This window comes from Marinobacter sp. NFXS11, from assembly GCF_040148675.1.
Classification (GTDB): Bacteria; Pseudomonadota; Gammaproteobacteria; order Pseudomonadales; family Oleiphilaceae; genus Marinobacter.
This window is the reverse complement of sequence record NZ_JAGDDV010000001.1, coordinates 415,051-435,508: the sequence shown is the minus strand read 5'-3', so window position 1 is coordinate 435,508 and position 20,458 is coordinate 415,051. Positions and strand designations below refer to the sequence as shown.

Sequence of the window (20,458 nt, the reverse complement as noted above, 5' to 3'; positions counted from 1 at the left end):
AGACAGAGGCATCCATGACCAACGCAACCATCCAGCATTATATCAATGGCGAAATATCTCTCGGCACATCCAGCCAGTCCCAGGACGTGTTTAATCCGGCCACTGGACAGGTCACAGGCCGCGTAGCGCTGGCCGGCCGTGAGGACGTAGACGCTGCTGTTGCTGCCGCCGATGCTGCATTCCCCGCCTGGGCCGACACACCGCCCATTCGCCGGGCCAGGGTCATGTTCAAGTTTCTGGAACTGTTGAACACCCACAAGGATGACCTGGCCCGCGCCATCACCGCGGAGCATGGCAAGGTATTCACGGACGCCCAGGGCGAAGTAGCCCGGGGCATCGACATCGTCGAGTTCGCCTGCGGCATTCCCCAGCTTCTGAAAGGCGATTACACCGAGCAGGTGAGCACGGGTATCGATAACTGGACCACCCGCCAGCCCCTGGGCGTGGTCGCCGGCGTTACCCCGTTCAACTTCCCGGCAATGGTGCCCATGTGGATGTTTCCGGTAGCCATCGCGGCAGGCAATACCTTCGTCCTGAAGCCCAGCCCCCTCGACCCGAGCGCTTCCCTGATGATTGCCGACCTGCTCAAGCAGGCTGGCCTGCCCGATGGCGTGTTTAACGTGGTTCAGGGCGACAAGGACGCGGTGAACGCCCTGATAGAGCATCCGGATGTCCAGGCCCTGAGTTTTGTGGGCTCCACGCCGATTGCCAACCTGCTTTACGAGAAAGGCGCCAAACACGGCAAGCGTATCCAGGCCCTTGGCGGGGCCAAGAACCACATGGTGGTGATGCCGGATGCCGACCTGGACAAAGCAGTAGACGCTCTGATCGGCGCGGCTTACGGCAGTGCCGGCGAGCGCTGCATGGCCATCAGTGTGGCGGTGCTTGTCGGGGATGTTGCAGACAAGATCATGCCAAGACTGGCCGAACGGGCCCGAAGCCTGAAAGTAAAGAACGGCGAACAGCTGGATGCCGAGATGGGCCCGATTGTTACCGCCGCCGCACACCAGCGCATTACCGGCTACATTGACAAAGGTGTGGCGGAAGGTGCCGAGCTGGTCGTCGATGGCCGGGAGTTCGATGCCTCGAACACCGGCGATGGCTGTGCCGATGGTTTCTGGATGGGTGGTTCACTGTTTGATCACGTCACGCCCGATATGACGATCTATCGTGAAGAAATCTTCGGACCGGTTCTGGCCTGTGTCCGGGTACCCGATATCGCCACCGCGATTCGCCTGATCAACGACCACGAATTCGGCAACGGCGTCAGCTGCTTCACAGAGAGCGGCAGCGTGGCCCGGGAATTTGGCCGCCGAATCCAGGTCGGCATGGTCGGGATTAACGTACCCATTCCCGTACCCATGGCCTGGCACGGCTTTGGTGGCTGGAAGCGCTCGATGTTTGGCGACACCCACGCCTACGGCGAAGAGGGCGTGAAATTCTACACGCGCCAGAAATCCATCATGCAGCGCTGGTCCGATTCCATTGACGCCGGTGCGGAATTTGTAATGCCAACCGCCAAGTAACAACAGAACCAGCTGCGGAGAAAACGCCATGTCCGACAACAACAATGCGACGGGACATCAGGAGTTCGACTACATCATCATCGGCGCCGGCACCGCCGGCTGCCTCCTCGCCAACCGCCTGAGCGCAAACCCGGAGAACCGGGTGCTGCTGATCGAGGCTGGCGGACGGGATAACTATCACTGGATTCATATCCCGGTGGGCTACCTGTACTGCATCGACAATCCGCGAACAGACTGGCGTTTCCGTACCGAGCCCGATCCGGGCCTGAACGGACGATCCCTCATCTACCCCCGCGGCAAGACTCTGGGTGGCTGCTCCAGCATCAACGGGATGCTCTACATTCGTGGTCAGGCCCGTGATTACCAGCAGTGGGCCGAAATTACCGGCGAGGACGTCTGGAACTGGGACAACTGCCTTCCCGATTTCATGCGCCACGAGGATCACTACCGCCTTGATGAGGGCGGCGATGCCGATCCGGAGCACCGCAAGTACCACGGTCACGGCGGGGAATGGCGTGTGGAGCATCAGCGCCTGAAGTGGAAAGTGCTGGAGGACTTTGCCACTGCCTGCGTCGAGGCGGGCATACCCCGGACCCGGGATTTCAACCGCGGCGACAACGAGGGCGTGGATTACTTTGAGGTGAACCAGCGCTCCGGCTGGCGCTGGAATACGTCCAAAGCGTTCCTGAGGAACGCGGAAAAGCGTTCCAATCTGACCCTGTGGCACTCAACTCACGTATTAGGGCTCGAGGCAGAAAACGCCGGCTCCGGACCTCGCTGTGTCGGCGTTCGGGTCGAGCGGTCTGGCGGAGATGACGTTATCGCCAGGGCAAAACGGGAAGTTATCCTGTCCGCTGGCGCCATTGGCTCCCCGCAATTGCTCCAACTCTCGGGCATTGGTCCCGCCGACCTCCTCAAGGAACACGGCATTGATGTAGTTGCCGACCTGCCCGGCGTTGGCGAGAACCTCCAGGATCACCTGCAGATCCGGTCTGTGTACAAGGTGAAAGGGGTCACAACGCTGAACACCATGGCCAACTCCCTGATCGGCAAGGCCAGGATCGGCCTGGAATACCTGCTTACACGCTCGGGGCCGATGAGTATGGCGCCCTCACAGCTGTGTCTGTTTACACGCAGTTCCGAGGAATACGATTACGCCAACATCGAATACCATGTGCAGCCCCTTAGCCTGGACGCTTTCGGGCAGCCGCTTCACAATTTCCCGGCCATCACCGCCAGCGTTTGCAATCTGAACCCCACCAGCCGGGGTACGGTGCGCATCCGCAGCAACGATCCAAAACAGGCACCGGCGATATCCCCCAATTACCTGAGCACGCCGGAAGACCGCAAAGTTGCGGCAGACTCTTTGCGGGTGACGCGCCGTATTGCCGAACAGCCTGCCTTCATGCAGTACCAGCCGGAGGAATTCAAACCCGGACTTGAATACCAGACCGACGACGAACTGGCGAAGCTGGCGGGCGACATCGGCACCACGATCTTTCACCCGGTGGGCACTACCCGTATGGGGCGAGCCGATGATGAACAGGCAGTGGTGGACCCACACTTGAGGGTCCGGGGTGTGGCGGGATTGCGCGTGGTGGATGCCGGGGTAATGCCCACCATCACCAGCGGCAACACCAATTCTCCAACCCTGATGATTGCCGAGAAGGCCGCCAGGTGGATTCTGGCGGGTGATTGAGCATTGAACTGATTGCAGTTTCCAGGTTTTTACCGGCGGGCAGGCTGCTAGAATCGGCAGCCTGTTTCAATTTCAAAGGACTGACCCATTATGACGCTTGCAACCTGGCTGACTGTGGTCACCATCTGCGTTCTGGGCGCTATGTCCCCGGGACCCTCGCTGGCACTGGTGCTCAAGCAGACGCTCACCGGTGGTCGGCGCAACGGCATCATCACCGCTCTTTGCCATGGCATCGGTGTCGGCATCTACGCCTTCTTGAGCATCCTCGGGCTCGCCGCCATCATCACCGCCTCGCCAACGGCGTTTTCAATCCTGCAATGGGGCGGCGCCCTTTACCTGGCCTGGCTGGGCGTGAAAGGACTGATGGCAAAGCGGCAGGTGGATGACGAACTGCCCGAGCCGCCCACCACCAAAAGTGCGGCCCGTGACGGTTTTCTGATTGCCTTCTTCAACCCGAAAATCGCGGTATTCTTCCTGGCTCTGTTCAGCCAAGTGGTGGGCACCGACACCAGCCTGATGGCCAAGTTCGGCTATGCCGCAACCGCTCTTGTCATTGATACCAGCTGGTACCTGATCGTTGCCTGGCTGTTCTCCAACCCGAAATGGCTGACCCTGCTCAGGCAAAAAGCCGTGTGGTTCGAGCGTATCTTCGGGGCCATTCTCATTGGCCTGGCTGGCCGTCTTGTCGTCGGGATTCTGAACGGGAAATAGCCGGCTCAGCCCGCCAGCTGGACAATCTCATCGTATTCGCGCGTCTGGACGACTTGCTCGGCGGCGGGTTCTGCCGCCAGATGGCAGGCCTCATTGACCATGGCACTGGCCACTGTTTGCGCCTCAATGCCGCGGTACTTATCCAGGGGACCGATCAGCAGACGGTTCACCAGCGGCATCGCTTTTATGCCAAGGGCCTCCGCAGTGCGCTGTTCTTTGCGATCGCCCAACAACAGACTCGGGTGATAGATGGACAGGTAGGGATAGTCGAGACCTCTCAGGGCGTCTTCAAGCTCGCCCTTTACCCGATTATAGAAAATAGTCGACGACGACGAGGCTCCAATCGCAGACATCAGGATGAACGCCCGCACTCCACGGGAGCGGCCCAGCTCACCCGCTTTCATGGGGTAGCCCAGATCCACCTTCCGGAACTGATCCTGTGAGCCCGCTTTTTTGATGGTGGTGCCCAGGCAGCAGATAATCACATCCACATCGAACAGTTCGGCGTGATCCTCCAAGCTATCGAAATCGACTTCATGCTGTGCCAGTTTGTCATGCAGCGTCGGCAGCTTGTGCCTCACCAGCGCCACCACCTGCGAAACTTCATCCCTGCCCAGCAAACCCTGTAGCACTTTGCCACCAGTCAGGCCGGTAGCGCCCAGCAACATCACCCTCATAACCGTCTTTCCCCGAGATTCATCTGCATCCATCCTACCAAAGACCCATCGAAACGGGTTTATCGTCGTATGTAACACCGGAGCAGCCCATGTTGCACTGATTCCTTGCCGACCAACAACAGGAGAATAACCATGACAAAAGCCTCCACCACTCTCCGAGACCTGAAAGGGCTCGGTCATTCGCCTTCCGCACTTTCTGAATCAGCCCTGATCATGATCGACTGTCAGAACACCTATCGCGAAGGCATCATGAAACTTGAAGGGGTAGAGAACGCTCTGAAGGAAGGAAAAAAGTTGCTGGAAAGAGCCCGCGCCAGGGGCATTCCGATCTTCCACATCCGTCATGATTCGGGCCCTGGCTCGCCCTACGACATCAACGATCACATCGGAGCAATAGCCGATATTGTCGCGCCCATCGAGGGCGAACCGGTGATTACCAAGAACTTTCCGAATTCGTTCGTACAGACTGACCTCGATGAGCAACTCAAGGCGAAAGGCGTAAAAAATATCATTCTTGCGGGATTCATGACCCACATGTGCGTTAACTCGACCGCTCACGGCGGCTTCAATCTGGGATATGCGCCGACGGTCGTCGCCAGCGCCACGGCCACCCGGCCATTGGAGGCGGCCAACGGCAAAGTGCTTTCGGCGCAGGAAGTCCACGATGGCGCCCTGGCGTCCACGCGGGATCTGTATGCGGCTGTGGTGGACCGTGTCACTGATTTGCCGGATTGACCAGATATAAAAAAGCACCGGGCATGGCCCGGTGCAAAGACTGACTGCAGATCGTCAGGTGGGAGTTATCAATCGCTGACCGGGCTCTCTTTCATCGCGGCGTTCATTCGCCGACGCAAGAGCGGACCTACCAGGTAGGGAAGAATCAGTCCAAGGCCTGCAACGATCCAGAGCCCCATCGCAAGCGGGCTCGACCAGAGCACGCTCCACTCGCCATCTGAAAGCACAAGTGCATGACCGAGGTTCTTTTCCATCTCGGGCCCCAGCAGCAGGCCAAGGATGATAGGCACCAGTGGTATTTCCAGCTTGCGCAGGAAGTAGCCGGCGACGCCGAAGGCCACCATGAAGTAAAGATCGAAAGTGCTGTGGCTGATTGAATAGATGCCAACGAAGGCCACCATAGTAACGATAGGCAGCAGATACATCGGTGGCACCGACAGCAGCTTCACGAAGAAGCCCACCAGCGGAATGTTCAACACCAGCAGCAGGACGTTGCCAATCAACAGGGCGGCAATAACCCCCCAGACAATGTCCGCGTTCTGGGTGAACATCAGCGGTCCCGGCGTGATATTCAGGGAGATCAGCATCGCCAGCAGAACCGCGGTGGTGCCGCTTCCGGGAACCCCGAGGGTCAGCATGGGCACCAGGGCGCCAGAGGATGCCCCGTTGTTTCCGGCCTCGGGAGCGACCACACCTCGAATGTCACCTTCTCCAAACTTGCCTTTCTTGCCGACCACCTGCTTTTCGAGGGTATAGCTGATAAAACTGCCCAATGAGGCACCGGCCCCAGGCAAGACGCCAGATATAAAACCAAGCACACCACCACGCAGTTGGGTCGGGATTGTCATCACCAACTCTTTCATGGTCAGAGTCAGCTTGCCCACATTCATCTTGTCACGGCCTCTGCCCATGCGGGATTCCACAAAGAACAGCAACTCGGAGATGGCGAACAGCCCGACAATGGCCAGAATGAAGTCGATACCCTCATACAACTCCAGCACACCAAAGGTATAGCGCTGGGTACCGGTCGAGATATCGATGCCCACGGTGGAGATTATGATCCCGAGGGTAGCGGCGACCACAGTTTTCACAGGGTTCTTGCCAGTAATTCCCCCGAGCGTGGCAAAGGCCAGAAGGAACAAGGCAAAGTACTCGGCCGGCCCAAAGGTAAGGGCAAACTTCGCCAGCACCGGGGCCAGCATGATCAGACCAATGGTGCCAATCAGACCGCCGGCGAAGGATGCGATCGCCGAGACTGCCAGTGCATCCGCTGCCCGCCCCTTCTGGGCCATGGGGTAGCCATCCAGGCAGGTCATCATCGCCGGCTCGTCACCCGGAATGTTCAGCAGAATCGAGGAAATCCGTCCACCGTACATGGCGCCAGCGTAGACAGCTGTCAGCAGGATCATCGCGGTTTCAGGAGGCAAGCCAAGGGTAAAGGCCAAGGGAATAAGAATGGCGACACCATTGGCAGGCCCCAGACCGGGCAGACACCCGATCAACGTGCCCACGAAAGCGCCGAACAGAGCAAACATCAGGTTATACGGAGTCAGGGCCACCGCAAAACCGTCCATCAGGAAGCCTAGAGTTTCCATCAGTGCACCTCCAGCAAGCCGGCCGGCAGACTCAGAGACAGGCCATAGTTAAACAGCACGAAGACCACGACGGCGCTCAACAGACCGGTGAGAAACGCCGGCCTGGGCGCTGCCCCCATGCGCCAACTGAGTGTACCCACAGCCAGGGTAGTGGCGATGACAAAGCCAAGAGGTTCCAGCAGCAGCGTATAGACCACAAGAACCACCAACGAGATCCCAAGCTCAGCGGCGGACTTGCCAACCGGCCACTGGGCATCTGGATCCGGTTTGATCATCAGGTAAAGACTGCCTGCCACCAGTACGACTGCCAGCATGGTAGGAAAGGTCTCCGGACCCACAGTCTCGGCGCCACCAAACGGCTCGGGCCACTGCTGGGCAGCCCAACCGTAGGCAACGGCGAGAACCAGAAGGCCCAGGCCAAGAATGCGATCACCGAGGCTGGTCATTTCAGCAACCCTATTTCCCGTGAAAGGTTCTCGATGTCCTGCACCTGGTTGCGCACGAACTCATCGAATTGGCTTGCCGGCGGATGAAACGGGATCAGGCCGTTGCTCGTCATGACCTTTTTCCACTCGTCACTGGCGTACAGCGTATCGACGGCCTCCACCCAATAGGATTTGGCTTCTTCGCTGGCGCCTTTGGGCATGTAAAAGCCACGCCAGTTCGGGCCAACCGCATCAATACCCTGCTCCTTTGCGGTTGGAAGATCGCTAAACTTGCCCGGCAAACGCTCCTCGGCCAGTACCGCGACGACTCTCAGGTCACCAGATTCAAGAAAGCCGGTGGCTTCGGAAATATCTCCGGTGAAAGCATCCACCTGCCCACCAACAACCTGACTCATGGCTTCACCACCGTTGTTGTAGGAAAGGTAGGGAATGGAGGGGAGCTTGTCGGCGCCGGCCGCCTTGGCCGCAATCAGCACCTTGAGATGATCCCAGCCGCCACGGGCACTGCCACCGGCGAATTTCACGGATTTCGGATTGGCTTTCACAGCGGCCATAACCTCGCTGAGGTTCTGGTACTCGGAATCCTTGCCGACGGCGATGATGCCGTAATCGGCACCCAGGGCCCCGACCCAGGTGACCATATCCGCGTTCATGCCCGGAAACTGTTTCTGGGCCAAACGGGTTGTGGTCGCCGTCGACGCGGCCACCAACAGCTTGTTGTCTTCCGCCCGCTTGCTCACGGTATGGGCATAGGCCACGCCACCGCCGGCGCCCGCCATGTTGACGGTCTGCACGCTACCATCAACCAGGCCGAGGTCCTGCAGAACATTGCCAACGCTGCGACAGGTAAAGTCCCAACCGCCGCCGGGATCAGCCGGGGCAAGACATTCCACTTTTCCGGAGGGCTGCCAGGCCATGGCAGACATGGAGACGGCCGCGGCCGCCACAAAGGACAGGGTTCGTTTGATAATCATGGTTGTCACCTCATCAACTTGTTTTTGTGATCACTCCTGAGGCAGGACCGTGTTGGCCGGGTCCCTGGCTATGGCAGGCCAGAGGAGCGATTGCAGGCAGGTTAATAGGTGAAACCCGAGACTCGGAAGCTTGTGCACGTAACGCCTTTAAAGGGCTTAACGGGCATTTTGTTCATATTGATTACGGGCAACCCGGGCGATCATGCAGTACCCTGAACACCAAACGACAACAAGCCATGACCAATCCGTGTTCCGAAAAACCAAACTCAAAACCCGAATGATCCTCACGCTGGGACTGCTCGGCGCCCTGCAGACCATGCTCATTGGTGGGTTTGCCGGCTATTACCTCAGCGATTCCCTGTACGATGAGATCGGCCAGCGGGCACTTATGGTCGCAAAGACCGTGGCCGCCACCCCCGCCGTCATTGATGGTGTGCGCTCCCGCGATGTGGATGGTCTGAACCGCCTCGCCACGCGACTGACGGAGACCAATGAGGCTTTGTTTATTGTCATAGGCGATCACGAAGCCGTACGCCTGGCGCATCCGGACCCGACCCGTATTGGCCACTCAATGGGTGATGATGATGGCGACTTTGGCCGCAAGGCCCTCGTGGAAGGCAACGCCTATGTGGCCCTTGCCAGAGGCAGCCTCGGCGAATCCATGCGCGGCAAGGCACCCATCACAGTTCCAGAGACCGGAGAGATCGTCGGCATCGTCTCGGTCGGCTACAGCCTCGGCCAGGTCGAAGCCACGATTCAGCGCTACAACTTTGTGCTCTATGGCGTGGTAGGGCTGATGCTGTTGGTCACCATCCTGTCGGCCATTGTTATCGCCAGCCGATTCAAGCAGGCCATCTTCGGGCTGGAGCCGGAGGAAATCGCCAGGCTATTCCGGGAACGAGAGGCAACACTCCAATCGGTGCGGGAAGGGATCATTGCCGTCAATCGGGAGGGCATTATCACCACAGCGAACCGGGCGGCATATGAAACACTGGATTTGCCGCCCGACAGCCCACTTGCCGGCAGGCCCATTCTGGAGGTTCTGCCAGAAAGCAGTCTGATGTCGGTACTGTCATCCGGTCACCCGGACTTCGACCGCGAGATCTGGTTGCGTGGGCGCCAGATGGTGGTTAACCGATTGCCCGTTCGACAGGGCGACGAGATCATTGGCGTGGTTGCCAGTTTCCGGTTGCGTAACGAACTGGATCAAGTCAGCCGCCAGCTCACCCGGATTCAGCAATATGCGGATACCCTGCGCAGCCAAACCCACGAGTATTCGAACAAGCTCCACACCATTGCCGGGCTCATCCAGATCGGCGCTACCGAAGAAGCCCTGAGCCTGATTGGCAGTGAGGTGAGTGATCACCAGGCGCTTATTCACCTGTTGCTGGAAGCCGTGCCTGATCCGGTTATCGCTGGCTGCCTGCTCGGCAAATACAATCGCGCCAGGGAAATGGGGTTACGGCTGGACATTGATCCTGACAGTCAGATGGCAGACCTGCCCGCCACCCTGCCCCGGGATCAGCTTGTCAGCGTTCTTGGCAATCTGATCGACAATGCCCTGGATGCCACGCGCCTTGAAACAGGTGCCGGTGGGCGGGTGCAGCTTTCAATGACAGATCTCGGCCAGGAGCTGATTTTTGAAGTTCAGGATCAGGGGCCGGGTATTCCGGAATCTGAACGGCAGCGGATTTTCGAGAAAGGGGTAAGCAGTAAGGAGGGAGAGGCCCGTGGCTATGGCCTGCATCTGGTTCAACAGTTTCTGGGGTACTGGGGCGGCTCGGTAACGGTCGATAACATCCCGGAAGGCGGCAGTCGCTTTACCCTATACTTACCGAAAAAGCCTGAGCGGAGGTTCGAACATTGACCACCATTCGCCTGCTGATCGTCGAGGATGACCGAAAAATCGCCGAAATACAGCGACGTTTCGTTGAACGGCTGGAAAATGTTGAACTTTGCGGCATCGCCCATACGCTTGCCGATGCCCGGGACCAGATCGAAATACTAGCACCCGATCTGATTCTGCTGGATGTTTACTTTCCCGATGGCAATGGACTCGAACTGCTTCGCGAACTTCGGGCTGAAGACAGCGGCAGCGATGTCATTCTTATAACCGCCGCCAAGGAGGTTGAAACCCTGCGCAGCGCTTTGAGAGGTGGTGTTTTCGACTACATATTGAAACCCCTGGTTTTCGAGCGTTTGCAGGAGGCGGTCAGCCGCTACCGCGACCACATGGAGCGCTTGTCATCACTGCACCATGTTGCCCAGAAGGAGGTGGATGCTCTGCTCCCAAGAACCACCAGCGAAAGCACTCAGAGCGTAGAACAGCGATTGCCCAAGGGTATTGATGCCCTGACCCTGGACAAGATCCGGGCGGTGATGGCAAGCGGCCGCCACCTGAGTGCCGAGGATGTCGGTGGTGCCATCGGGGCCTCCCGAACGACCGCCCGGCGTTATCTGGAATACCTGGTGGGTACCGAAGAGCTGTCCGCTGAAGTGACCTATGGTAGTGTCGGACGCCCGGAGCGACGATACTGTACCCCAACCAACTGCTCCTGAGCGAAACTGGAGTTCTGCTTGAAGCCGCTGATTTTTAGTCTCGCAGCCCTTGTTCTCCTGACCGGCTGCCAGGAATCCCCCACCGGTCGGAACCGACTGGCCCTGGTCCCCGACGCTGTTCTGGCGGACATGGGCCAGGACAGCTTCGAGCAGATGAAGCAGCAGAACCCGGTGATCACAAGGCCCGATGTTAACCGTCTTGTACAATGCATTACAGAGGCCCTGGTCAGCGCGGCCCAGGCCCGGTATCCGAGCGCGCCAATGCCCGATTCCTGGGAAATTGCGGTCTTTGAAAACGCCACGCCCAATGCCTTTGCCCTCCCCGGAGGCAAGATCGGCGTGCATTCAGGGCTACTTGAACTGGCCGAAAACCAGGCCCAGCTGGCCACGGTCATTGGTCACGAAATCGCCCATGTTCTTGCCGACCACGGCAATGAACGCCTGACCCAGGAACTGGGCCTGCAAGCAGGAATGCTCCTGGTGGGCCTGTTCACCGAAAGCGAAATCGCAGAAGACCAGATTCAGCAGGCTCTCGGCATCGGTGCCCAGTTGGGCATTACTCTGCCGTTCAGTCGTGCCCATGAGGAGGAAGCCGATTCGATGGGCCTGGAAATCATGGCCCGGGCCGGTTTTGAACCCGGCCAGAGTGTTCGGCTCTGGCAAAATATGGCGCGGGCTTCAGGCGCACAGCCGCTGGAATTTCTCTCCACTCACCCGAACCACGATAGCCGCATTGCCTCCCTGCAAAATCAGCTGGAGGCTGCCCGCTCGGTTTTCGAGACGGTTCCTCCAGCCAACTGTCAGATCTGATCAAGTCGCACTCACCGTATAATTGACTATCATCAAGTCTAGCGGCGCGTTAAAACTGAGGCAGATTCCATGGTGGAACGCTTGCCACATCCGGATGGTTTCCGGCTGGTCCTGACACCTAACCGTTCCCTCAGCTGGCATGGCAATGTCCGGATCTGGGCCGCCCTGTTCGTGCTTTCAGCTCTTATCGCAACGGGCTTTACGCTTATGGGCGCCTGGGTGATTATTCCGTTTGCCGGGCTGGAGCTGATTGCGCTCGCTTGCGGCATCTACCTGACCTCGCGGGAGTGCCAGCGGCAGGAGGTGCTGTCCATCGATGATGAAGACATTCATCTGGAGAAAGGCAGAAAGCGCAAGCAGGCCGAGTGGACCCTTCCCACCCGTTATGCGCGGCTCAGGATTGCGTCACCGCCGCACCCGTTCACACCGGCTAAGCTCTCTCTGACCCATCGGGATACCGAAGTATCAATTGGCGGCTTCCTGAACATCGAGGATACCGAAAAGCTCATTGGCATGCTTGAGAAGAACGGTTTGCTGATCGAACGCAAAGAGCCCGATCCGCAGATCGGGCTCTGGTTCTGAGACATGCTGGCTACTTGAGCGGGGGAGTCTGTTTTCGGGCCAGAACGTAGTAGACGAGAAGCGCAACGCCGCACACGATCATTACCCATCCTGCCCCTTCAGCCATCTGAGTATCGCCACTACCAAGGCCGATCACCACCACAATACCGATAATGATGCTGTACATCGCGGACAGAAAGAGAATGATCAGACTCTTGCGTGGCTCGCGCTTAACAACCGTTTTCGGATCTTCCATCGTCCATCCTCCCATTCGGTCGATGAGCAGGCAGACCATAATCAGGCCTGCCATTTGCAACGCTCTAGTCGGGAGTGTAGATCATTTTTTGCTCACACGCGGCTTTCAAGCATAGCGAATACCACTTATCCGCTTTTCGACATCAAAGCACTCACTCGTAGCTGGCTGCGATTCTGTCGATCTCTCCGGCCTCACGGGCCTCATCAAGCGCCTGCTGGAGATCCTCAACCACGGCCGGATCGGTGTTGTTGCTGAACGCCAGATACATCGGCGTCTCCCGGAATACCAGCACCGGCTGCAGCCCGGTGATACCGTGCTCTTCCTCTGCCATCAGGGGGCCCACCAGGCCGTCGGTCACCCACAAATCCGCCTGGCCCAGGGTAAGGCGACGAGTGTTTACATCACCTGAGATCCCCATCACCACGTTGAATCCCTGGTCAACTAGGTACTCGGACATCACATCGCCCTTGTACCCGGCGATTCTCAGGTCTTTGGCTTCTTCCAGGGAGTCCAAAGTGATATCGGAGTCTGGCGCGGCAAACAGCGTCCACTTGATCGATGCCAGAGGACCTACCCATTGAAACTGGTCTTCCCGCTCGTCGGTGCGCGCGGTGCAGAACAGACCATGATTTTCGCGATCCTGTACCCAGTTGTAGGCGTAGCTCCAGTCCCGCATTTTCATCACGTAGTCATAGTCGACCCGGGACAGCATCGCCTTGACCATATCCGCACAGATGCCGGTTATGTCGTCTTCATTGTGGGCGAACCCTTTTCCCGTTTCAGAGGCATTATAGGGAGGGTAGTTTTCCGTAAAGATATACAGGCGCTCGGCCGCAAGGGCCGGGAGGCCAATGGCCGACATGGTCAACGCGATGAGGCCGGCTTTAATGCCTGTAATTAACTTCGAGGAGACCGGTGCAGTTTCTGTGGGCATTCTCTAGTCCTTTTCGACGATTCAGCTGGAACGGAAGTCAGGCGGCCGCATTGGGTGGCCATAAACCAGGGACATGATTGCAAAAGCGACACACTGGCATTTAATGTCAGCCTTCTTGGTTGATTATGCCAGCAAAACCCATGATTGCGCTTCCTGCGGAAAAAGTCAGTGACAAAACGTATCTGGAAAACCTGCCCTCTTTCTGTGGAGCTCAGATGCCACCAGAGACAACGTCTCCGGCGTCACCGTCGGCAGTGCTGACAATCCTGTCACCAATCACACGCAGGCAGCCGCTCTTGCAGACTACGTTGAGAGGCGTTCTGGAGACCACATCCCCGTCGGCCGTAACGGTTTTAGGTTTGCCGGTGTGTACCAGGCAGCGTTGGCTCGTGATATGGACCAGCGTGCTGGTGCGCCGAGGAGTCTGCCGGTTGAGGCGAACCATCAGAAACGTGAACAGAAGCTGAAGAATGGGGCGTGGCCGGATCGCGACAATAGCCAGCTGGCCATCGCTGACGGATGCCTCGGGAATCTCGTTGCCACCGCCAAAAAAAGCGCCATTGGCCACCGCGATGGAAAGCCACCGGCCCTTCACGACGCCCCGATCGCAATGGATGGTTGCCCTGAAGCCTCGCTTCGCGTTCAGCCGGCGCAATAATTCGACCACATAGCTGAAACGCCCGAAGAGCTTTTTTTCGGTACCGCAGGATTCCCGAGCAGGCAGGGTTCCCATGCCAACATGGGCAACGTTCAAAAACATACCGTCACCATAATCCGCGACATCCACCATTTGCATTCGGCCGCTGGCAATCAACTCACACAGCGCTCCCGGCTGGTGGGGAAGCCCCAGATTCCGGGCAAAGTCGTTGGCTGTACCAGACGGCAGGACAGCAAGGGTGGCCCCCTTCTCTCGGCAAACAGCGGCGGCCCGGCTTACCGAACCGTCTCCGCCCGCGACAATAAGCGTGTCCCGGTCGTCGAGCCTGGTGCTCCAGTCGGATTCCTCAAAGTCACGGCATCGAGGATCTTGGATACCGGCAGTTGCCAGGTGCTCCAGCCAGAAGTCCCGGCCTCGCTCACCATCGCCAGCACCGGAATTGCATATAAGCCAATAAGCCATGGCGCTTGTCTCTGCTCCCCTGCTCCAGCACAATCCTTTCGACCATTCCCTCACAATAATGAACAACAAGGCAAGCTCGATGGATTTTGTCAGAACCCCGGAAAAACGCTTTGAACGACTCCTGGATTACCCGTTTGAGCCCCACTACGTGGAGGTGGACGGGCTGCGTATGCACTACGTGGATGAAGGGCCGGCCGACGCAAGTCCCGTTCTGATGATGCATGGCGAACCATCCTGGTCCTACCTCTACCGGCATATGATTCCGATCTGCGCGGCGGCCGGCCACCGGGTTATCGCCCCGGACCTGATCGGTTTCGGCAAGTCCGACAAACCCACGTCCCTTGACGACTATTCCTACCAGCAGCACATGGACTGGATGCAGTCGTTCCTCGATCAGCTCGGACTCACCAACATCACTCTGGTATGCCAGGATTGGGGCTCATTGCTTGGGCTGCGGCTGACGGCGGAGAATCCGGAGCGGTTCCGGGCCATTGTGGTGGGCAACGGCATGTTACCTACCGGCGATCAGAAAGCGCCGCCAGTGTTTAAAATCTGGAAAAATTTCGCCCAGCACAGCCCCTGGTTTCCCATTGCGCGGATCATCAACACTGGTTCTTTCCGCAAGCTCGGCCCGGATGAAATGCGCGCCTATGACGCGCCCTTCCCCGGCAAGAAATACAAAGCCGGTGCCCGCGCCTTTCCCCGCCTGGTGCCCATGCAGCCCAACGACCCCGCCAGTGAAGCCAACCGGAACGCCTGGAAAGTGCTCGAACGCTGGGAAAAGCCGTTTTTGACCACCTTCAGCAACGGTGATCCGATTACCCGGGGTGGGGATGCGTATATGCAGAAACGGATCCCGGGGGCCAAAGACCAGCCCCACGTAACCCTCAAGGGTGGCCATTTTCTTCAGGAGGATTCGCCCGTGCCGTTCGCCCGGGCGATCAATGACCTGCTCGCCACCCTCTCCTGAGTGTTGCAGTCCTGAGGGCGGCAACCTCAGTCCTGGCCGACCGGCACTCGTGGCCGGTAGTGCCAGGAAGACCAGCTGTACAGGCCCAGTGCAATCCAGATCACTACGAAACTGATCAGCTGAACATCACTTAATGGCTCACCAAAAACCAGCAGAGCGATGAAAAACTGCAACGTGGGGTTGATGTACATCAGGAAGCCCACGGTCGCCAACCGCAGGCGCCGGGCAGCGCCTGCAAACAGAAGCAGGGGAATGGCAGTCACGATGCCGCTGGCCATAAGCAGGCCGCCGATATAAGCGCTTTCGCCGAAGTGGGACATGCCCTCACTCGCCAGCCAGCCAAAGGTCAGAAGGCCGACCGGCAACAGCAGCATGGTCTCAACGAAGAGCCCGGACAGCCCATCCAGCATGACCTGCTTGCGAACGAGGCCATAGGTGCCAAAACTGATGGCAAGGGCCAATGAAATCCAGGGCAGCTCGCCGAGAAGCACCAGCTGGATCAGGATTCCGATACCGGCCAGCACCACCGCAGCCATCTGCCATGGTCCCATGCGTTCACGAAGCACGAGCATGCCCAGGGCAACATTCACCAGCGGCGTGAGGAAATATCCCAGACTGGCCTGCAGAACGTGGCGGGTTTCCACCGAATAAATGTAGATACCCCAGTTGGCCGCAATCAGTAACGCACAGGCCAGTACCCGCCAGAGCTGGGTCGGATTCGCCAATGCCGCTCTTACAGCCGGCCAGCGACGGAGGCCACTTATGACCACGGCCAGAAAAACACAGGACCAGATGATCCGGTGAATCAGAATTTCAAAAGCAGGCACGCCCTGGAACAGCGCGAAGAAGAGAGGAAAGCAGCCCCAGATGGTATAGGCACCCAGACCATACCAGACACCCTTGGTCACTTCCGTCATGTCTCAACCACTCCTGGGAACCGTTTTGTTAAGCAGGTTTTTTCTGGGTGACCACCAATGCCACACCGACAATGGCCACCAGGCCACCCGTCATGGCGAGTCCACCGAGGCGCTCATCAAACAACAGGTAGGCTTCAAGTGCAGTCACGGGTGGCACCAGATAGAACAGGCTGGCGACCTGTGAGGCCGCACCCTGACGGATCAGCCACATTAGCAGCAGGACAGCGCCCGTGGACAAGCCGATAACGAGCCATGCCATGGACAGCTGAAGCTGCAGGCTCCATTCGACCTCCCGGGTTTCCAGGGCAAAGGCTCCAATGGCAAACAAAACGGCCGCTGCCGAAAATTGAATCAGCGTGCCAGCCACCAGATCCGCGCTGGCGCCGTAGCGTTTCTGGTAGACGGTGCCCATGGAGATACCGGCAAGTGCAAAAACGGCCCAGAGCAGACTCCAGGGTGAGAACACTGAGTCTGCACCGTTGACTCCGAATTTCTCGAGAAGCACCAGAGCAACACCGATGAGGCCGAGAGCGAGCCCGGCCCACTGCCGGCCACTGACGGTCTCCTTGAGGAAGACAACCGCCGCAGCTGCGGTTACCAGTGGTTGCAGGCCAACAATCAGGGAAACAATTCCGGACGCCATGCCGTCCTGGATTGCATAGTAGACGCCGCCCAGATAGCAGCCATGCACCAGCATCCCGGTAACCGCAAGATGTCCGGCACCGCGCCAGCCCGGCCAACGGGTTTTCATCAGCCACGCCAACCCGCCCAGCACCACAAGCGTCAAAAGCATGCGGATCAGCAGCAGCGTAAACGGCTCAGCAAACGGCAGGCCGTACTTGGCGCCGATAAAACCGGTACTCCACAGCCAGACGAACAGCGCGGGCACGAAGAACGAGAAAAACAGTGAGCGCATGAAACTCAACCGGATTCGATGTATTTGTCAGTCAGCTTACTTTATAAGTTAGCAGGCAAACAAAACAGATACAGAAAACCGGTTTCGTAACCAGTACAGTTTGTCAGGCGGCAGTCGCCGGAAGCTTTACCTCGATATCCGGTTCGGCGCCGTGCCAGTCGCCCTCCCAGGTCACTTCGGGGGCGTCACCCGGCCGTGGCGTAATGGTGATGGACACGGATCCGAAACTGGTCGGAGCAGGACCGAAGCGGATTGGGCTTTCCTGTTCCAGCCAACGCGGAGGAATCCCGGCACAGAGAATCAGGCAATCGCCCTCTTCCCGCACAAAGCAGTTACGCACCATCAACACCCATTCGGCAGACGCCCAGACGTGGTGACCATCACCCATGCAGCCGCCGCCGGTCGCCGGATGGATCGCTTCCGGCCATTGGCCGGTGGGCGATGCCAGCCTGGCAACGGCATCCACCAGCTCCAGAAACCGTGGATCACCCGCGCGCAGAAGCACCTGTGCCACATGGAGGGTCAGGTAGGCGTTAAGGCCCGAGTGAATCATGTCCTGATAGAACGCCCCTTTTACAAAGCATTTGTCGAGCAGGAACTCGACACAGTCGAGCAACCTGGGGTCATCCGGCTCACACAACTGGGTGGGGTAACCCATGGCCAGCGAGCCAATGGCGCCGGCATCCAGGCGGCGGTAGGGCGAGGCCGGCATTCCCGGTCGTTTCAGGCGTTGTTCACAGGTTGCCAGGCTGCGATCTACAGTCTGGCTGAATTCCCGGGCACCGGCGCCAAAATGCTCGCCGGTTTCCCGGTCAACCGGGGCAAACAATGATTCCGCGGCCTTCAGGCCAGCGATGCCCCAGAAGTCGTCCCAGTAGTAATAGTCATTGGGACCCAGATGCTCGGCACTGAATCCGGCGGGCAGCAGGCCGGCATGAGGCTCATCAATGTTTTCACTGAGGCGTTTGTTCTCGATCCAGCGAGCGCCCTTTCGCACCGGCTCCTGCCATTCGCGGTGCAGCGGCCGGCCGGTGAGTTCGTGGAACCGCCTCAGAATCCAGAGCACTTCACCGTTGGCATCCCATTCGCCTTCCTGGGAGCGGAAGTAACCGTTCTTCAGTTGCCGTGCCGGAAACTGGTACAGCGCCCGTTCGGCCCGATCGGTCAGACCTGCGCATAGCAGAGCATGGATAATGAAGGCGGCGTCACGAAACCAGAAACGCTTGTAGGTATAAGGCCCGGGGTACACGTCCTCCGGAGAGTGCAGCACCAGGGAATTCAGCGCGGCGTCATAGAGGAACTGCCAGTTTTCGTCCGGGCAATCGAGCCGGGCGTAGCCTTCAAGGGCCCTCTCCCAGCCATCCGGATGAATGATTGGCGCCGATTCATCCTGCAGCGGCACCCTGAGCCTGAGTTCCGATTCCTCACCGGCCTCAACCCGGAACAGTGCCGCCGCCGTTACCATTCCAACGTCACACTGCCCTTCGCTCTGGTCTTCCTTGTCCTGCAGGTGAATGCGAACGTCACCCTCGCGGTAGTTCGACACATGATGCCGCTCAGCCGGCCGACTGAAAAACACCGCCTGCTTGCCGTCCACGGTCCAGGCATCTCTCTGCTCGGACAGCCGTACCTTATTGATAAAACTGATCCCTTCAGGGTTGGCCGGACGCAGGGATATAACCAGGGAGCCGGAGGTCTCCGCCCTGGCTTTCACAACCATCTCGCAAACCGGCCTGCCATTCTCAACCACAACCCGGGAACGGCTGGTCAGGGCCAGCCCATCCAGTTCGGATTCTGTGACCACGCAGGGACCATCCTCAAGTTCCTGGCGTTGCCGGGTCGTCTTGCAACGTGAGGGCAGAAGACACCGGCCATCGTCTGCCAACAGCCACGCGTCCAATGACCAGCCGTCATAGAAGGGGGTCAGCAACCCACGGGGATCCACAACCGGCAGTTCATCCACATCCGGCTGGCCAATGGCCGTCCAGTTACGGTTACTCAGATTGATGTGGGTAATCGAGAACGCCCGGGGAATGAAGGCAACGTCTTCGGGGTCAAACTGACGTTCCACCCAGTAGGGCCAGACCCAGTCGAGATTATGCTGGATGACCCGGCTGTTGATCAGACCCCGCGCGTGGAAAACCACGCCAGCCCTGAGCAGTTCGATAGGCTCGCCGACTTCCGAGGGCTGGGCAAAACTGTGCAGTTTCCCAAGCAGCGCGATCGGATCGAGAAACCCATGGCGATGGGCCACGCGTTTTACCAGATAACGCCAGGGCAGCCACTTCATCCAGCTCATTCGTTCGCCTCCTGTTCTGTTGGTTCGGTCTCGACTTTGTAACGCGCCAGTGCCCGCCGGGCGAGACGATTGAGAAACACCACGGCCAGTACCGTGCCTACGAAACCGGCACCGTAAATGGCCCACTCCAGGGGTGAACGGCCGGTTTCCCGCACACCCAGAGTTGACAGGTCGGCGGCAAGCGAGCCGAGATAAACGTTATGCAGGGAAAAGGGAATCACGCCGAAAAAGGTGCCGACAACGAAACCGCCAAACGAGAAGTTGGTGAGACCGAACAGAAAATTGGACAGCTTGCCGGGGAAGAAAGGGATCAGGCGGGTCAGCAGTACGATTTTCCAGCCGTGGGGCGCCATTTCGTTGCTGACGACAGACAATTGTGCACGGCTGCGAATGTACACGCGGGCGTGCTCACCCAAAAAATGCCGGGCAAGCAGAAAGGCAAGGGCCGAGCCCAAAGTAGTGCCCACCACCACATAAGCTGTGCCTTCCAACACGCCGAACACAAAACCCGCCCCGGTGGTCAGCAACACCCCGGGCAGAAGCAGCACCATGGCCAGCACCATGATGCCGACAAACAGGAAAGCCGCCCAGGCCCCCTGGGTATCAAACCAGCGCAGAAGCTCAACGACCTGCTGATGCACACCGAAGGCGTAAAGCAGACCGACTATCAGCCCAACGGCAGCAATGCTCCCGCCCATCCAGAGGACGGGCGACTTCTTCCAGTTGTTCATGGCCTCACCCTAACGCGGGAGG

20 protein-coding genes are annotated in these 20,458 nt (G+C 58.7%); 9 read left to right on the top strand and 11 right to left on the bottom strand.

Going from position 1 to position 20,458, the window contains the following annotated elements:
• Positions 1-14 precede the first annotated feature (14 nt).
• The 3 genes from J3362_RS02150 to J3362_RS02140 all read left to right on the top strand — a co-directional run bounded on the left by J3362_RS02150 (position 15) and on the right by J3362_RS02140 (position 3,936).
• Positions 15-1,526 (top strand): CoA-acylating methylmalonate-semialdehyde dehydrogenase, encoded by a 1,512-nt coding sequence (locus J3362_RS02150; protein ID WP_349517924.1) that lies wholly within the window; start codon positions 15-17, stop codon positions 1,524-1,526.
• A 28-nt stretch (positions 1,527-1,554) separates the two neighbouring features.
• Positions 1,555-3,225, top strand: coding sequence for a GMC family oxidoreductase (locus J3362_RS02145; protein WP_349517923.1), 1,671 nt, complete (start codon positions 1,555-1,557; stop codon positions 3,223-3,225).
• A gap of 90 nt (positions 3,226-3,315) precedes the next feature.
• The gene (locus J3362_RS02140; RefSeq protein ID WP_349517921.1) at positions 3,316-3,936 is read left to right on the top strand and encodes a LysE family translocator; all 621 of its coding nucleotides are present in this window, start codon (positions 3,316-3,318) and stop codon (positions 3,934-3,936) included.
• Between the two features lie 5 nt (positions 3,937-3,941).
• Here the strand turns inward: J3362_RS02140 and J3362_RS02135 are convergent, their stop codons facing one another.
• The gene (locus J3362_RS02135) at positions 3,942-4,613 is read right to left on the bottom strand and encodes an NAD(P)H-binding protein (protein WP_349517920.1); all 672 of its coding nucleotides are present in this window, start codon (positions 4,611-4,613) and stop codon (positions 3,942-3,944) included.
• Positions 4,614-4,745: 132 nt separating this feature from the next.
• Here J3362_RS02135 and J3362_RS02130 point away from each other — a divergent pair, with 132 nt between their 5' ends.
• Positions 4,746-5,348 carry a cysteine hydrolase family protein gene (locus tag J3362_RS02130; RefSeq protein ID WP_349517919.1) on the top strand — a complete coding sequence of 201 codons (603 nt, stop codon included), beginning with the start codon at positions 4,746-4,748 and terminating at the stop codon, positions 5,346-5,348.
• 68 nt (positions 5,349-5,416) lie between these two features.
• Here the strand turns inward: J3362_RS02130 and J3362_RS02125 are convergent, their stop codons facing one another.
• From J3362_RS02125 to J3362_RS02115, 3 genes are read right to left on the bottom strand one after another with little or no spacing between them, the layout of a single operon-like run.
• Positions 5,417-6,943, bottom strand: a complete 1,527-nt coding sequence (locus tag J3362_RS02125; RefSeq protein ID WP_349517917.1) for a tripartite tricarboxylate transporter permease — start codon at positions 6,941-6,943, stop codon at positions 5,417-5,419.
• Positions 6,943-7,389, bottom strand: coding sequence for a tripartite tricarboxylate transporter TctB family protein (locus tag J3362_RS02120; protein WP_349517916.1), 447 nt, complete (start codon positions 7,387-7,389; stop codon positions 6,943-6,945). The genes J3362_RS02125 and J3362_RS02120 overlap by 1 nt, the downstream gene beginning before the upstream one ends.
• Entirely contained in the window at positions 7,386-8,363 is a 978-nt protein-coding gene (locus J3362_RS02115; RefSeq protein WP_349517915.1) for a Bug family tripartite tricarboxylate transporter substrate binding protein, read from the bottom strand. Before J3362_RS02115 ends, J3362_RS02120 begins: the two co-directional genes overlap by 4 nt.
• 247 nt (positions 8,364-8,610) lie before the next feature.
• On the opposite strand from J3362_RS02115, the gene J3362_RS02110 reads away from it, so the two are divergent.
• The 4 genes from J3362_RS02110 to J3362_RS02095 all read left to right on the top strand — a co-directional run bounded on the left by J3362_RS02110 (position 8,611) and on the right by J3362_RS02095 (position 12,314).
• Entirely contained in the window at positions 8,611-10,230 is a 1,620-nt protein-coding gene (locus J3362_RS02110) for an ATP-binding protein (protein WP_502882401.1), read from the top strand.
• Entirely contained in the window at positions 10,227-10,922 is a 696-nt protein-coding gene (locus J3362_RS02105) for a response regulator (RefSeq protein ID WP_349517913.1), read from the top strand. Before J3362_RS02110 ends, J3362_RS02105 begins: the two co-directional genes overlap by 4 nt.
• 18 nt (positions 10,923-10,940) lie before the next feature.
• Positions 10,941-11,732, top strand: a complete 792-nt coding sequence (locus tag J3362_RS02100) for a M48 family metallopeptidase (RefSeq protein WP_349517912.1) — start codon at positions 10,941-10,943, stop codon at positions 11,730-11,732.
• 69 nt (positions 11,733-11,801) lie between these two features.
• Positions 11,802-12,314, top strand: a complete 513-nt coding sequence (locus J3362_RS02095) for a DUF2244 domain-containing protein (protein WP_349517911.1) — start codon at positions 11,802-11,804, stop codon at positions 12,312-12,314.
• A 10-nt stretch (positions 12,315-12,324) separates the two neighbouring features.
• Here the strand turns inward: J3362_RS02095 and J3362_RS02090 are convergent, their stop codons facing one another.
• From J3362_RS02090 to J3362_RS02080, 3 genes are all read right to left on the bottom strand, one after another.
• The gene (locus tag J3362_RS02090) at positions 12,325-12,549 is read right to left on the bottom strand and encodes a hypothetical protein (protein WP_156484237.1); all 225 of its coding nucleotides are present in this window, start codon (positions 12,547-12,549) and stop codon (positions 12,325-12,327) included.
• A gap of 151 nt (positions 12,550-12,700) precedes the next feature.
• Positions 12,701-13,483 carry a substrate-binding periplasmic protein gene (locus J3362_RS02085; RefSeq protein ID WP_349517910.1) on the bottom strand — a complete coding sequence of 261 codons (783 nt, stop codon included), beginning with the start codon at positions 13,481-13,483 and terminating at the stop codon, positions 12,701-12,703.
• 211 nt (positions 13,484-13,694) lie between these two features.
• Positions 13,695-14,603 carry a diacylglycerol/lipid kinase family protein gene (locus tag J3362_RS02080; RefSeq protein WP_349517909.1) on the bottom strand — a complete coding sequence of 303 codons (909 nt, stop codon included), beginning with the start codon at positions 14,601-14,603 and terminating at the stop codon, positions 13,695-13,697.
• A gap of 79 nt (positions 14,604-14,682) precedes the next feature.
• On the opposite strand from J3362_RS02080, the gene J3362_RS02075 reads away from it, so the two are divergent.
• Positions 14,683-15,573: a haloalkane dehalogenase gene (locus J3362_RS02075; RefSeq protein WP_349517908.1), complete on the top strand. Its 891-nt coding sequence runs from the start codon at positions 14,683-14,685 to the stop codon at positions 15,571-15,573.
• Positions 15,574-15,599: 26 nt separating this feature from the next.
• On the opposite strand, the gene rarD is transcribed toward J3362_RS02075, so the two are convergent.
• The 4 genes from rarD to J3362_RS02055 all read right to left on the bottom strand — a co-directional run bounded on the left by rarD (position 15,600) and on the right by J3362_RS02055 (position 20,436).
• Positions 15,600-16,490, bottom strand: coding sequence for an EamA family transporter RarD (rarD, locus tag J3362_RS02070; protein WP_349517907.1), 891 nt, complete (start codon positions 16,488-16,490; stop codon positions 15,600-15,602).
• Between the two features lie 28 nt (positions 16,491-16,518).
• Positions 16,519-17,406 carry a DMT family transporter gene (locus J3362_RS02065; RefSeq protein WP_349517905.1) on the bottom strand — a complete coding sequence of 296 codons (888 nt, stop codon included), beginning with the start codon at positions 17,404-17,406 and terminating at the stop codon, positions 16,519-16,521.
• Positions 17,407-17,509: 103 nt separating this feature from the next.
• Positions 17,510-19,705 (bottom strand): hypothetical protein, encoded by a 2,196-nt coding sequence (locus J3362_RS02060; protein ID WP_349517904.1) that lies wholly within the window; start codon positions 19,703-19,705, stop codon positions 17,510-17,512.
• Positions 19,702-20,436 (bottom strand): TVP38/TMEM64 family protein, encoded by a 735-nt coding sequence (locus J3362_RS02055; RefSeq protein WP_349517902.1) that lies wholly within the window; start codon positions 20,434-20,436, stop codon positions 19,702-19,704. Before J3362_RS02055 ends, J3362_RS02060 begins: the two co-directional genes overlap by 4 nt.
• Positions 20,437-20,458 lie beyond the last annotated feature (22 nt).